General features: G+C 56.9%; 12 protein-coding genes. 5 read left to right on the top strand and 7 right to left on the bottom strand.

Annotated elements, in window-relative coordinates; translation table 11 throughout:
- Positions 1-68 precede the first annotated feature (68 nt).
- On the top strand, positions 69-1,004 hold the full coding sequence (gene glyQ / locus ACOTZC_RS14930; protein WP_126330506.1) for a glycine--tRNA ligase subunit alpha: 936 nt from the start codon (positions 69-71) through the stop codon (positions 1,002-1,004).
- Between the two features lie 9 nt (positions 1,005-1,013).
- Positions 1,014-3,083, top strand: a complete 2,070-nt coding sequence (gene glyS / locus ACOTZC_RS14925) for a glycine--tRNA ligase subunit beta (RefSeq protein WP_248191589.1) — start codon at positions 1,014-1,016, stop codon at positions 3,081-3,083.
- A gap of 93 nt (positions 3,084-3,176) precedes the next feature.
- On the opposite strand, the gene ACOTZC_RS14920 is transcribed toward glyS, so the two are convergent.
- Complete coding sequence (locus ACOTZC_RS14920) at positions 3,177-3,614, bottom strand: hypothetical protein (protein ID WP_421635847.1); 438 nt, start codon at positions 3,612-3,614, stop codon at positions 3,177-3,179.
- A gap of 734 nt (positions 3,615-4,348) precedes the next feature.
- On the opposite strand from ACOTZC_RS14920, the gene ACOTZC_RS14915 reads away from it, so the two are divergent.
- Positions 4,349-5,968, top strand: coding sequence for an ABC-F family ATP-binding cassette domain-containing protein (locus tag ACOTZC_RS14915; protein WP_248191588.1), 1,620 nt, complete (start codon positions 4,349-4,351; stop codon positions 5,966-5,968).
- A 39-nt stretch (positions 5,969-6,007) separates the two neighbouring features.
- Here the strand turns inward: ACOTZC_RS14915 and ACOTZC_RS14910 are convergent, their stop codons facing one another.
- Positions 6,008-6,295 (bottom strand): HTH-type transcriptional regulator, encoded by a 288-nt coding sequence (locus ACOTZC_RS14910; protein WP_023309948.1) that lies wholly within the window; start codon positions 6,293-6,295, stop codon positions 6,008-6,010.
- 331 nt (positions 6,296-6,626) lie between these two features.
- Here ACOTZC_RS14910 and ACOTZC_RS14905 point away from each other — a divergent pair, with 331 nt between their 5' ends.
- Together ACOTZC_RS14905 and cspE are read left to right on the top strand one after the other, a co-directional pair.
- Entirely contained in the window at positions 6,627-7,337 is a 711-nt protein-coding gene (locus ACOTZC_RS14905; protein ID WP_023309949.1) for a DUF3053 domain-containing protein, read from the top strand.
- 247 nt (positions 7,338-7,584) lie between these two features.
- Complete coding sequence (cspE, locus tag ACOTZC_RS14900) at positions 7,585-7,797, top strand: transcription antiterminator/RNA stability regulator CspE (protein WP_003860775.1); 213 nt, start codon at positions 7,585-7,587, stop codon at positions 7,795-7,797.
- A gap of 58 nt (positions 7,798-7,855) precedes the next feature.
- Here the strand turns inward: cspE and ghrB are convergent, their stop codons facing one another.
- From ghrB to ACOTZC_RS14875, 5 genes are all read right to left on the bottom strand, one after another.
- The gene (ghrB, locus tag ACOTZC_RS14895) at positions 7,856-8,830 is read right to left on the bottom strand and encodes a glyoxylate/hydroxypyruvate reductase GhrB (RefSeq protein ID WP_047173771.1); all 975 of its coding nucleotides are present in this window, start codon (positions 8,828-8,830) and stop codon (positions 7,856-7,858) included.
- 26 nt (positions 8,831-8,856) lie between these two features.
- Positions 8,857-10,137, bottom strand: a complete 1,281-nt coding sequence (locus ACOTZC_RS14890) for an MFS transporter (RefSeq protein WP_421635846.1) — start codon at positions 10,135-10,137, stop codon at positions 8,857-8,859.
- Between the two features lie 117 nt (positions 10,138-10,254).
- Positions 10,255-11,193, bottom strand: a complete 939-nt coding sequence (locus ACOTZC_RS14885; protein WP_163354472.1) for a sugar kinase — start codon at positions 11,191-11,193, stop codon at positions 10,255-10,257.
- 3 nt (positions 11,194-11,196) lie between these two features.
- Positions 11,197-11,946: a sugar phosphate isomerase/epimerase family protein gene (locus ACOTZC_RS14880; RefSeq protein ID WP_163354469.1), complete on the bottom strand. Its 750-nt coding sequence runs from the start codon at positions 11,944-11,946 to the stop codon at positions 11,197-11,199.
- A gap of 103 nt (positions 11,947-12,049) precedes the next feature.
- Positions 12,050-13,066, bottom strand: a complete 1,017-nt coding sequence (locus ACOTZC_RS14875; protein WP_039261180.1) for a LacI family DNA-binding transcriptional regulator — start codon at positions 13,064-13,066, stop codon at positions 12,050-12,052.
- Between the last annotated feature and the right edge of the window lie 48 nt (positions 13,067-13,114).

Here is a 13,114-nt window from a genome sequence, read left to right as displayed (position 1 = left end):
ATATCTTGCAGCCAGCGGGTATACTGGTCCCTTCCATTTAAAACCACACGTATCCAGCACGAAATACTATGCAAAAGTTTGATACCAAGACCTTCCAGGGCCTGATCCTGACCTTACAGGATTACTGGGCTCGTCAGGGCTGTACCATTGTTCAACCTTTGGACATGGAAGTCGGCGCCGGCACTTCACACCCGATGACCAGCCTGCGCGCGTTGGGGCCAGAGCCAATGGCGACCGCGTATGTGCAACCTTCCCGTCGTCCGACCGATGGTCGTTACGGTGAGAACCCGAACCGTCTGCAGCATTACTATCAGTTCCAGGTGGTGATTAAGCCATCACCCGACAACATTCAGGAACTGTACCTCGGGTCGCTGAAAGAGCTGGGTATGGATCCAACCATCCACGACATCCGTTTCGTGGAAGATAACTGGGAAAACCCAACGCTGGGTGCCTGGGGTCTGGGTTGGGAAGTGTGGCTGAACGGCATGGAAGTGACCCAGTTCACTTACTTCCAGCAGGTGGGTGGTCTGGAATGTAAGCCAATCACCGGTGAAATCACCTACGGTCTGGAACGTCTGGCCATGTACATTCAGGGCGTAGACAGCGTTTACGACCTGGTCTGGAGCGACGGCCCGCTGGGTAAAACCACCTACGGCGACGTGTTCCATCAGAACGAAGTGGAGCAATCCACCTATAACTTCGAATATGCGGACGTGGACTTCCTGTTCACCTGCTTCGAGCAGTATGAGAAAGAAGCGCAGCAGCTGCTGGCGCTGGAGACTCCGCTGCCGCTGCCTGCCTACGAGCGTATTCTGAAGGCCGCCCACAGCTTCAACCTGCTGGACGCCCGCAAAGCCATCTCCGTGACTGAACGTCAGCGCTACATTCTGCGTATTCGTACCCTGACCAAAGCCGTTGCAGAAGCTTACTATGCGTCCCGTGAAGCCCTTGGCTTCCCGATGTGCAACAAGTTGAAGTCAGAAGACATCAAAGAAAACGAATAAGAGGCGGCCATGTCTGAGAAAACTTTCCTGGTGGAAATCGGCACTGAAGAGCTGCCACCAAAAGCCCTGCGCAGCCTGGCTGAATCTTTCGCTGCAAACGTGACCGCCGAGCTGGATAACGCTGGCCTGGCACACGGTAAAATTGAGTGGTTTGCTGCACCGCGTCGTCTGGCGCTGAAAGTGGCTAACCTGGCGGCGTCTCAGCCGGATCGCGAAGTCGAAAAACGTGGCCCGGCGATTGCCCAGGCGTTTGACGCGGAAGGCAAGCCGAGCAAAGCGGCTGAAGGCTGGGCGCGCGGCTGCGGCATCACCGTCGATCAGGCCGAGCGTCTGACCACGGATAAAGGCGAGTGGCTGCTGTACCGTGCGCACGTGAAAGGCGAAAGCGCGGAAGCGCTGCTGCCGGACATGATTGCCACGTCTCTGGCGAAGCTGCCGATTCCTAAGCTGATGCGCTGGGGCGCGTCCGACGTGCACTTCGTGCGTCCGGTTCACACCGTGACCCTGCTGCTGGGCGACACCGTTATTCCGGCGACCATTCTGGGCGTGGCGTCCGATCGCGTGATTCGCGGCCACCGCTTTATGGGCGAGCCAAAATTCACCATCGACAATGCTGACCAGTATCCGCAGATCCTGCTGGAGCGCGGTAAAGTTATTGCCGACTATGAGCAGCGTAAAGCCAAAATCAAAGCGGACGCCGAAGAAGCGGCACGCCAGATTGGCGGTAACGCCGACCTGAGCGACAGCCTGCTGGAAGAAGTGACTTCTCTGGTTGAATGGCCTGTTGTGCTGACGGCGAAGTTCGAAGAGAAATTCCTGGCCGTTCCGGCTGAAGCGCTGGTGTACACCATGAAGGGTGACCAGAAGTACTTCCCGGTTTACGCCAACGACGGCAAGCTGCTGCCAAACTTCATCTTCGTGGCAAACATCGAATCGAAAGATCCGATCCAGATTATCTCCGGTAACGAGAAAGTAGTGCGTCCGCGCCTGGCGGATGCCGAGTTCTTCTTCAACACCGACCGCAAAAAGCGTCTGGAAGATAACCTGCCGCGCCTGCAGACCGTGCTGTTCCAGCAGCAGCTGGGCACGCTGCGCGACAAGACCGACCGCATTGCGGAGCTGTCCGGCTGGATTGCCCGTGAAATCGGTGCGGACGTCAACCACGCCACCCGTGCTGGCCTGCTGTCTAAATGCGACCTGATGACCAACATGGTGTTCGAATTTACCGACACCCAGGGCGTGATGGGCATGCACTACGCGCGTCACGATGGCGAAGCGGAAGATGTAGCCGTCGCCCTGAACGAGCAGTATCAGCCGCGCTTTGCGGGTGACGAACTGCCGTCCAACCCGGTTGCGTGTGCCGTGGCGATCGCCGATAAGATGGACACCCTGGCGGGTATCTTCGGTATCGGTCAGCATCCAAAAGGCGACAAAGACCCGTTTGCGCTGCGTCGTGCCGCGCTGGGCGTGCTGCGTATCATCGTTGAGAAGAACCTGAACCTCGATCTGCAGACCCTGACCGAAGAAGCGGTGCGTCTGTACGGCGACAAGCTGACCAACGCGAACGTTGTGGATGATGTGATCGACTTTATGCTCGGTCGTTTCCGCGCGTGGTATCAGGACGAAGGTTACACCGTTGACACCATTCAGGCGGTGCTGGCGCGTCGTCCAACCCGTCCGGCTGATTTCGATGCGCGTATGAAGGCGGTTTCCCACTTCCGTACGCTGGAAGCGGCATCTGCCCTGGCCGCGGCCAACAAGCGTGTATCCAACATCCTCGCGAAATCCGACGAGACGCTGAACGAGCGCGTGAACGCTGCAACCCTGAAAGAGCCGGAAGAGATCGCCCTGGCGATGCAGGTTGTGGTGCTGCGCGACAAGCTCGAGCCGTACTTCGCGGAAGGTCGCTACCAGGAAGCGCTGGTGGAGCTGGCCGAGCTGCGTGACGTTATCGACGCCTTCTTCGAGAAAGTGATGGTGAACGTCGAAGATAAAGAGCTGCGCGTTAACCGTCTCTCCATGCTCGAAAAACTGCGCGAGCTGTTCCTGCGCGTCGCGGATATTTCGCTGCTGCAGTAATGTGCCCGATGTTACAAATGCTAAAAACCCGCTTCGGCGGGTTTTTTTATGGGGCTTTTGTAGGCCGGATAAGCGCAGCGTCATCCGGCAGGTTTAGCCGATCGCGATTGTGCCTTCGTCTGTCTGCAGCCAGCGCGGCGCCTTCAGCGTATCGGCAAAGTAGCTGACCAGCTCGCACAGCAAATCTTCCATCACGATTTCAGATTGTCGCGGCAGTGAGCCGTTCATCAACATCTGCGTAATCTCCTGACAGTAGCGCCCCAGCAGATCGCATTCGGGTTCGAAAGCCGGAACGCGTGACGGGAGTTCCTTCACGGTCAGGCTGGCTTTTAAAGCGTCCGGAACAGGATCCGGAAGCGTGGGTTGCAGAAGATTCAGACAGGCATAGAGTCTGCCGTAAAGCGCCATTTTGTGGGCACGTTGTTCGCAATCTACAATTGCGTCGGTAAAACGTTCGCAGTTATCCGCCAGTTCGGTGAAGTCGGTGGCGTGGTTGAAGTGCAGGGTGATTAAAGAGTCAGTCAATGACATAAAATAACCTCAGTGAGTGGTATATCTTCCGCCACGGGAGGTTCCAGGCTCGCTGGTGGCGGAACCGAACAAGGTTGGAACGACTGGCCTCACTGACACCAGCGCGCTTTGCTGCGCCCCTGTCCGGCCCGCCATTGAGATGCAACAGGCCGTACGACACAGAGCCTGTGTCGCCAGTGAAGTGATTCAGGGTTCCAATCCCGGCACCTGATTTTGCAGGTGCGAAGAGAACTTACTGCTCATCAAAACAGGCGGCAACAGTTTTGAGCTATGTCGCTGAGGATATTACCATTTCTGGAAAGAGGCTCGCAAAATTACCGTAATGAGAAGCATACTTCGGGTAGAGGTTTTACAGCGACGCCATGGCGGTGGCGACTGAGCCACCCTGGCACGTTCACGGGTATTGTCTTTACAGAGTAGCAAGGAACATAAAGTGAACGGAATGACTACCAGAGCCGTATGCTTCCCCTCACCCCAGCCCTCTCCCTCAAGGGAGAGGGGGCCGTCAGTGCAGACAATATTTGGTGGGGATCCCTCAGCCCAAAGGGAGAGGGAGTACAATTCGACCAAAATTTAACCTTGAAACCGTCAACGCATTACCGCTATCCTTAACGTGTTAACTTTCTCGCGCTGGAGCGCCCCCCAAAAATGAACAAACACGACTGATGAATTTCGATCCTTGCTAAACGCCACCGCGTCGGCAGGGGATGTTTTGATTTCATTCAGGAGTGCTTATGGCTCATTTTGCGCAGTCCCCTTCTTTTATTTTGCATCAGGTCACCTGTCAGTTTCCGACGGGCGATACCCTTTTTGGTCCGCTGAATCTCACGCTGGAACCCTCCCTGTGCGCGCTGGTTGGCCGCAACGGCAGCGGGAAAACGCGTCTGCTGCGTCTGCTGGCGGGGCTGGACGAACCGGCTTCCGGTCATATTGAACGCTTTGGCTCGCATGCCTGGGTGGCGCAGCAGCACGTCATTTCGCCGCAGACGACGCTTGCTGAGCTGCTCGGGTATGACGCGATTTTTGCGGCGCGTAAGCGCATCGACAGCGGCGATTATCAGCCTGACGATCTGGAGCTGCTTGACGGCCGCTGGGATGTTGCCGAGCGCCTGAGCGAGGCGTTTATCAATGCGCAGCTCCCACCGTTTGATCCGGATAAACCCGCCGGCGAACTCAGCGGCGGCGAGCGCATTCGCGCCCTGCTGTGCGGGGCGTTTACGGCTGAGGCGGATTTCATGCTGCTGGACGAGCCCACTAACCATCTGGACCGACAGGGCCGGGCGTGGTTCTACGACCAGCTCCATCGTTTTCAGGGCGGCGTGCTGGTAGCCTCCCATGACCGCGAACTTCTGGAGCAGGTGCCGCGTATCCTTGAGCTGAGCGCCTCGGGCCTGCGCAGCTACGGCGGGAATTATGCGGATTATCAAACCCAGCGCGATGCCGAACAGCAGGCGGCCCGCGCGGCGCTGGAACATGCGGCAACCGAGCGCAAGCGCACCCGGGTACGCATGCAAAAAGAGCATGACGATAGCCAGCGGCGTTCGGCAAAGACATTGCGCACCGTCGATACCCTGAATATCGCGTCGTTCGAGCGGGTCAAATATAAAGGCGCGGCAAAGGAGCGGATCGGCTCCTGGAAAAAACAGCACAGCGAGCAAAATGAAGCCCTGAACGCCGCGGTAAATAAGGCGCGTGAACGCGTTGAGGAAGATAACCCGGTAATGTTCACCCTGCCGGGGAGTCAGATCCCGGAGGGGAAGCAGGTGCTGGTGCTGGAGGATCTGGTGCTGCCGCATGTGCCTGTTCCTCCGCTCAACTTGCGAATGGACGGACCGATGCGCGTGGCGTTAAAGGGACCGAACGGCTGCGGCAAATCGACGCTGTTAAAAACCCTCCTCGGCGAGATTGCTCCCCGTTCGGGTACCTGTAGGGTTTCCGTCAGCTGCGCTTATCTCGACCAGCATCTGTCCCGGCTCGATCTTTCGCAGTCGGTCATGACGCATCTCAACCTAAGTCATACGCCTCTGGAAGAGGGGGTATTGCGAACCCGTCTGGCGCAGCTTCAACTGGGTGCCGACAAAGTTACGCTCCCCCTGGCGGAGCTCAGCGGCGGCGAGCGTCTTAAGGCCGCCCTGGCCTGCGTGCTGTGGCGCGCGGAGGCCACCCAGCTTCTGCTGCTGGATGAACCTACCAACCATCTGGATTTGGCCTCGGTCCAGGCCATTGAAGCGGCGCTGGCCGGTTTCCCCGGAGCTCTGCTGGTGGTATCACACGACGAGGCTTTTTTAAGAGGCTTAACGTTAACGCATGAGTGGGTATGGGAAGAGGCGGGCTGGCGTTGCGAGAGCCTTTAAAACACAAGCCCCCGCAGAGGCGGGGGCATTCAATCTTCACTACGCTATCTGTTTGCTGAGTGCAGGGTTGGCCTGAATCAGGCGCATCAGCCTTAACTCGGTTGGGGTGGGTTTCTCACGTTTTGACTCCCACTCCTGCACCATAGCCACGCTGACACCCATCGCTCTGGCGAATTCTTCGGTTTTCAGTCCTGTCCCTTTGCGCAATTGCTCATATTCTGTAAAGGGATTGGATTTTTGTTGCAGGCTAATCGTCTGCGGTACGTCTTTAAAAATGATCTGTTCCAGACTGCTCAGCAGCTCAAACTCAGGATCTTTATATTCCATTGAGGACTCCTCTTAAATCTCACATCGTGATCAAGAACATCAGAGAGCCAGTTAAGAATAGTCCCTAATACGAACCCAGGATCGTCACGGGTGTGATTAATCGTGCGATAACGATCGCTTTACCCGATTCAGCGATATGGATAGTTATGCTAATTACCTGATTACTCATATGTCGGCTTCGGCAGGTATTTTTTTGTAAATGGTAAGAAATAAATCGGCAATAGCCGTTTTGCATGAAAAGAGTATCTTGCAAGGCTGACCTGGACTATCCTTGTCAGCGTCGGGCACGCGTGTGCCGGTGTGCGCTTTTTTGGGTGAAAGGAGTAATAAAATGGCGACAGGAAAGTCCTGCTCTCGCTGGTTTGCGCCTATTGCGGCGTTGTTGATGGTTGTTAGCCTGAGTGGGTGTTTTGATAAAGAAGGCGATCAGCGCAAAGCGTTTATCGATTTTCTGCAGAATACAGTGATGCGCAGCGGCGAGCGGTTGCCGACGCTGACTGCGGATCAGAAAAAACAGTTTGGCCCCTTCGTGTCCGATTATGCCATTCTTTATGGTTATTCACAGCAGGTGAGCCAGGCGATGGATTCCGGTATCCGCCCGGTAGTGGATAGCGTGAACGCCATTCGCGTTCCGCAGGATTATATGACGCAGCGTGAACCGCTTCGCCAGTCCAACGGTGCGCTTGGCGTACTGAGCCAGCAGTTGCAGAATGCGAAAATGCAGGCTGACGCGTCACGTTCTGCGCTGAAGCAGGGTGACGATCTCAAACCTGTCTTCGACAAAGTGTATGAGAAAGTGGTGACGAAACCGTCTGAAGCGCTGCAACCGCTGATTCCGGCCGCGCAAATCTTCACGCAGCAGCTGGTTCAGGTGGGCGACTTTATTGCCCAGCAGGATACTCAGGTGAGCTTCGTTGCCAACGGCATTCAGTTCCCGACCTCGCAGCAGGCAAGCCAGTACAATACGCTGATTGGGCCGCTGGCCTCCCAGCATCAGGCCTTTAGCCAGGCCTGGAGTGCCGCCGTCACGGCCACAGAATAAACCGAAAAAACCCCGCTCCCGGCGGGGTTTTTTTATGCTTATGGAAAATAACGCTTGTCATTCTTCTACCACATCGGTATAACTATCCCCGTCGGTTTGTTACACAGACCTAAAGCAGTTTAGTAAAGCAGTCCAGATTGTTATCCATAGATACCCTTCGTTGTGACCCTTCCTTCATCGCTTAAAAATCTGTAACGCAATCCATCAAGCCGGAAGGCTCAATATATTTGTTAATAAGGTAATTTCTATGTCTGCTAAAATGACTGGTCTGGTAAAATGGTTCAACGCTGATAAAGGTTTCGGCTTCATCACTCCTGACGATGGCTCTAAAGACGTGTTCGTACACTTCTCTGCTATCCAGAACGATGGCTACAAATCTCTGGACGAAGGTCAGAAAGTTTCCTTCACCATCGAAAGCGGCGCTAAAGGCCCAGCAGCTGGTAACGTTGTAAGCCTGTAAGCTTCCAACCCAGTAGCACAAAATTCAAAAACCCGCCTTCTGGCGGGTTTTTTCGTTTCTATCGTTGCACCTGCGGGTTCACGCAGTTTATCTCCACCTTTCCGCTTAGGGCGGCGATAAGGTTATCGACCGCAGTGGCCGCCATGTTGTAGCGCGTCTCATGGGTGGCTGAGCCGATGTGGGGCAGGGCGACGACGTTTGGCATTGCCAGCAGCGGGGAATCCACCGGCAGCGGCTCCTGCTCAAAGACGTCCAGACCTGCGGCATGGATCTCACCGTTCTGCAGAGCTTCAATCAGCGCCTTCTCATCCACCACCGGGCCGCGACCCGCGTTGATGAAAATGGCGGATTTCTTCATTTTTTCAAACGCCTTTTTACCTATCAGATGACGGGTTTCGTCCGTCAGCGGCAGAACCAGGCAGACAAAATCGGCTTCCTCCAGCAGGGTATCCAGCTCGCAGTAGCGGGCGTTGAAGCGTTCTTCGGCTTCACCGTGATGGCGACGCGCGTTATACAGAATCGGCATGTTAAAACCAAAATGCGCGCGCTGCGCCAGTGCCAGCCCGATACGCCCCATGCCAACAATGCCCAGCGTTTTGCCGTTAACGTCCACGCCGAACCAGTCCGGTCCAATGCTTTTTGTCCATTCGCCCGCTTTGACGCGCTCGGCTACTTCCACCACACGACGTGCCGTGGTGAGTACCAGCGCCATCAGCGTATCGGCCACGGTTTCCGTCAGGGCATGTGGCGTATGCATCAGCAGGATCTTGCGGGCGTTAAGGGCATCCACATCGAAATTGTCGTAACCCACGGAAACGGTAGAGGTAGCACGAAGCTTCGGCATTTTCTCCAGCAGGGCGATATCCACTTTCTCGCTTGAACCCAGCAGGCCTTCGGCGCTGGCGAACGCTTCGGCGTGCTGCGCCACGGTTTCCGGGCTCAGGTTCTTCACCTGCGTGACGGTGAAGTGTTCTTCAAGGCGTTTCTGCAGATCTTCCGGCAGTGCTTTGTACAAAATGACGGACGGCTTCATGCTAATCTCCGTTAATTTTTAAGGATTCAGGCGTGGCGTGCGCCGACAGGGTGTTGTTGATTATTAGCAGGCTTAACAATCAGAGTAAGCCACACGGAGGCGAAAAGCGCCACCCCCATAAAGATGTACGATGCGGACGGGCTGCCGGTGGCACCGTTCAGGTAGCCGACGAACCATGAGCCGCAGAACGACCCCAGCGCACCCATGCTGTTAATCAGCGCCATCGCGCCACCCGCGACGTTACGCGGCAGCATTTCCGGGATGATGGCAAAGAATGGACCATACGGGGCATACATGGCGGCACCGGCGACCACCAGCAGGGTATAAGAGGCCCAGAAGTGATTTGCACCCACGGCCCACGAGCCGATAAAGGCAAAAGCAGCGATCAGCAGCAGCGGCCAGACAAACAATTTTCGGTTCTGCAGCTTGTCCGACGCCCAGGAGACGACGATCATGGCGATGGTCGCGGCCAGATACGTTACGGAAGAGAGCCAGCCCACTTCTACCATGCCGAGGTTCTCGCCGCCGCTGCGGATAATCGACGGCAGCCACAGCACAAAACCGTATACGCCAATGCTCCAGGTAAAATACTGCGCGCAGAGCAGGATCACGTTGCGCGAGCGGAAGGCTTCACCGTAGTTGCGTACCGCCTTCAGACCTTGCTGTTCTTTATCCAGCTGCGCCTGCAGCGCCGCTTTCTCATCTTCAGAAAGCCATTTCGCCTGGGCTGGTTTATCTTTCACCAGCACCCACCAGCAGAAGGCCCAGATAATCGCCGGCACCCCTTCAATGATAAACATTTCGCGCCAGCCGAAGGACTGGATCAGGTAGCCGGACACCACTGACATCCACAGTACCGTTACCGGGTTACCGAGGATAAGGAAGGTATTCGCGCGCGAGCGTTCGGATTTGGTAAACCAGTTGCTGATGTAGATCAGCATCGCCGGCATGACCGCCGCCTCAACGACGCCGAGGATAAAGCGAATGGCGGCCAGGGCAGGAATATTGTTCACCACGCCGGTCAGTGATGCGCAGGCGCCCCACAGGATCAGACAGACGAAGATCAGCTTACGCACGCTGCGGCGTTCTGCATAAATCGCGCCCGGGATCTGGAAGAAGAAGTAGCCCAGGAAGAAGAGGGCACCCAGCAGGGAGGAGATACCTTTGGTGATGCCAAGGTCCTCTGTGATCCCCGCCGCGGACGCGAAGCTGAAGTTGGCACGGTCAAGGTACGCCAGGCTGTACGTGATAAACACGATTGGCATGATGTACCACCAGCGTTTTACTGCATTGGTCGAACTGTTCATAGGCTTGCCTCTGTTGTTGAGGTTGTTACCGCCGTTGTCTGTAGGGTACACGGTGGCTTAATTATTTGGTGTGGCTTGCTGCCCTCACCCAGGCCCTCTCCCACAGGGAGAGGGAATTTAAATGCCGAGCTCTGCTCGCGTTGGTAATCCTTCGCTGTCGCCCTGCACCTGAATGGCCAGCGAGCCAATCTTGTTGCCCCGCGCCACGGCCTGCGGCAGCGTTTTGCCTTCCAGCAGGGCGCTAATCACGCCCACGGCAAAACCGTCGCCCGCGCCGACGGTGTCGACAACGTTCTCAACCTTCACCGCCGCGACCGCGCCCTGTTGGCCGTCGGCCGTCTTAAACCATGCGCCATCGGCGCCGGTCTTCAGCACCACCGCTTTTACCCCTTTATTCAGGTAGAAATCGGCAATGCCTTCCGGCGTGCTTTCGCCGGTCAGGATCATCCCTTCTTTCAGGCCCGGCAGAACCCAGTCCGCTCTGAACGCCAGGCGGTTGAGCTTCTCGACCATTTCCGCTTCGCTTTTCCACAGCACCGGGCGCAGGTTTGGATCGAAAGAGATCGTTTTTCCCCTGGCTTTCAGCGTGGCTGCCGCGTGATCCAGCAGCTCATACGAGCTGGCAGACAGCGCAGCCGCCACGCCGCTCAGGTGCAGATGGCGCGCGGAGGCGAAATAGTCGGCGTGGTAATCCGCTACTGAAAGGTGGCTTGCGGCCGATCCCTTACGGAAATATTCCACGATGGGATCGGTTCCATTTTCGACCTTAGATTTAAGCTGAAAGCCGGTAGGGAAGCGTCCATCGAGGGTGACGCCTGCGGCATCAATTCCCTCTTTTTTCAGCGAGTCGAGAACGAAATGGCCAAAGCTGTCGTCCCCCACGCGGCTGACCCAGCCGACGTTAAGGCCGAGACGCGCCAGGCCAGTTGCGACGTTCAGCTCTGCGCCTGCCACGCGCTTGATAAAGTGCTCCACCGCGCTCAGTTCGCCCGTTTCAGTGGCGACAAACATCGCCATGGCTTCGCCGATCGTGATGACATCCAGCGTCTTGTGCATGGTTTACTCCTCGCGCAGCAGGTTGACGTAATGGCGGGTAACGGCGGTTAAATCCGTCCCTTCCAGCGGGAACTCGATACCGCGCGGGGCATCGGCAGGCAGCTGGCCGAGCAGATCCAGCCAGCGCGCATCGGCGCGATCCGGCGCCACGGCGCGGAAGTTATCTTTGTGCGGCACGGCGGCCTTCACGTGGATATAGCTCACCGCAGGGGCCAGATGACGCGCGGCCTCTTCGGGGGAATCACCGACCCATAACCAGTTGCCCATGTCGAAGGTTAGCGTGACGGGTAAAGCCATTTCCCGACAGGCGACCTGGAAGCGCTGCATGGGGGCGAGCTGCCCGCAGTCGGTCTGATCGTTCTCCACGACCAGCGCCATACCGCTTGCATTAAGCAGGCTACGCAAGTCGTCAAGAGGCTGCGCGTCGCGGAAATGGCCCAGGGAAACCTTCAGCCACAGTGCGTTCAGGGTGTTGGCTTCAGAAAGATAGCGGGGCAGGTCCGGGTTGAGGTTGCCGTCGGGCATAAACAGGGCGGCGGGTGCGGAGTAGCACGCCAGCAGGCCCAGCAGCTCAATGGATTCACCCAGCGCAGGCAGTGCCAGTAGCTCTTCGCTGTTGAACAGTTCCCGGCGGATCTCCACGCCGTCTGCCCCCGCGCCTGCAATAACGGGAAGCATTGCCCGCTGGCCGCCCGCCTGTCGCACCTGTTCCGCACCGTACGCGGCGGTGACCACCATAATTTTCCTGCCCATCTTCGGACTCCATCGCAACATATCAATACTACTACGCTAGATGGAACCGGTTCCAAAGAAAAGGTCAGGATGTCGAATTTATGATCGGTATCACAAGGGAAAATTAACGCGCCGTGGAGCCGCGAACGATCAGCTCGCCGGAGAAGACCTGCTCGCGAACGGCATCGCTGGTGCCTTCAATGCGACGAACCACTTGTTCAACAGCAGCATAGCCAATCTGCCAGGTGGGCTGTTTGAGGGTCGTAATGCCGACGCCTGCCAGCTCCGCCCACTCCAGTTCATCAAACCCCAGCAGACCGATATCGCTGCCCCAGTGCAGGCCAATGCGCTTGAGCGAGCGGGCGACCTGAAGCGTCAGCGCCCCGTTGGCGGAGATAACGGCTTTGCGCATGCCGCGATGGCGCGTGTGGAACTGGCGCAGGGTGTTATCGAGCTGGTCAGCTTCGTGAAGCGGCGTTTCGGCATTTTCGGCGATCACGCCGGGATATCGCTCCAGCGTGGCGCGAAATGCACTCAGGCGCTCGCGACGGGTATTGACCATCCCCAGCGGTTCACTCAGAAACAGAATAGCCTCGAAGCCCTGTTCAATGAGATGTTCGGTAGCGGTCGTGGCGGCCTGGGTGTTATCCAGCCCGACGACATCGCAGGCAAATTCAGGGATTTTACGGTCGATGAGGACCATAGGCAGAGAGGACTGCTGCAGGCGGTTTAACCCCTCTTCACGCATGCCTACCGCGTTGACCACAATCCCTTCCACCTGATAGCTGCGCAGCAGGTCGAGATAGTGCAGCTCCTGGTCGACTTCATTATTGGTATTACAGACCAGTGGCGTGAACCCCTTCTCGCGACAGGCGGCTTCGATACCGCTGAGCACGTTAACGGAGTAGGGATTAGTGATATCGGCGATGATAAGTCCGATAAGACGGGTGCGACCGCGTTTTAGCCCGCGCGCCATGAGGCTGGGACGGTAGTCGAGATCGGCAATGGCCTGTTCAATTCGCGCCAGCAACGCATCGGACAGCAGGTGTTTTTCACCGTTAAGGTAGCGCGAAATACTGGTTTTACCGGTTTTGGCGGCTTTCGCCACGTCGCTGATGGTGGCCCGGGCTGGTTTGCTCATCGCTGATTTCCCTGAATTTAGTGAGAATACCTTAGCGGGAAAATCAGA

The organism is Enterobacter cloacae complex sp. SHL009 (assembly GCF_049237205.1).
GTDB lineage: Bacteria > Pseudomonadota > Gammaproteobacteria > Enterobacterales > Enterobacteriaceae > Enterobacter > Enterobacter cloacae_M.
Note: the sequence above shows the minus strand (reverse complement) of the source record. Positions and strands in the feature narration are given on the sequence as shown.

What these genes read in the sequence shown, in the direction of transcription:
- glyQ (WP_126330506.1), top strand. Translation starts at nt 69, where the DNA reads ATGCAAAAGTTTGATACCAAGACCTTCCAGGGCCTGATCCTGACCTTA.
- glyS (WP_248191589.1), top strand. Translation starts at nt 1,014, where the DNA reads ATGTCTGAGAAAACTTTCCTGGTGGAAATCGGCACTGAAGAGCTGCCA.
- ACOTZC_RS14920 (WP_421635847.1), bottom strand. Translation starts at nt 3,614, where the DNA reads ATGTCATTGACTGACTCTTTAATCACCCTGCACTTCAACCACGCCACC.
- ACOTZC_RS14915 (WP_248191588.1), top strand. Translation starts at nt 4,349, where the DNA reads ATGGCTCATTTTGCGCAGTCCCCTTCTTTTATTTTGCATCAGGTCACC.
- ACOTZC_RS14910 (WP_023309948.1), bottom strand. Translation starts at nt 6,295, where the DNA reads ATGGAATATAAAGATCCTGAGTTTGAGCTGCTGAGCAGTCTGGAACAG.
- ACOTZC_RS14905 (WP_023309949.1), top strand. Translation starts at nt 6,627, where the DNA reads ATGGCGACAGGAAAGTCCTGCTCTCGCTGGTTTGCGCCTATTGCGGCG.
- cspE (WP_003860775.1), top strand. Translation starts at nt 7,585, where the DNA reads ATGTCTGCTAAAATGACTGGTCTGGTAAAATGGTTCAACGCTGATAAA.
- ghrB (WP_047173771.1), bottom strand. Translation starts at nt 8,830, where the DNA reads ATGAAGCCGTCCGTCATTTTGTACAAAGCACTGCCGGAAGATCTGCAG.
- ACOTZC_RS14890 (WP_421635846.1), bottom strand. Translation starts at nt 10,137, where the DNA reads ATGAACAGTTCGACCAATGCAGTAAAACGCTGGTGGTACATCATGCCA.
- ACOTZC_RS14885 (WP_163354472.1), bottom strand. Translation starts at nt 11,193, where the DNA reads ATGCACAAGACGCTGGATGTCATCACGATCGGCGAAGCCATGGCGATG.
- ACOTZC_RS14880 (WP_163354469.1), bottom strand. Translation starts at nt 11,946, where the DNA reads ATGGGCAGGAAAATTATGGTGGTCACCGCCGCGTACGGTGCGGAACAG.
- ACOTZC_RS14875 (WP_039261180.1), bottom strand. Translation starts at nt 13,066, where the DNA reads ATGAGCAAACCAGCCCGGGCCACCATCAGCGACGTGGCGAAAGCCGCC.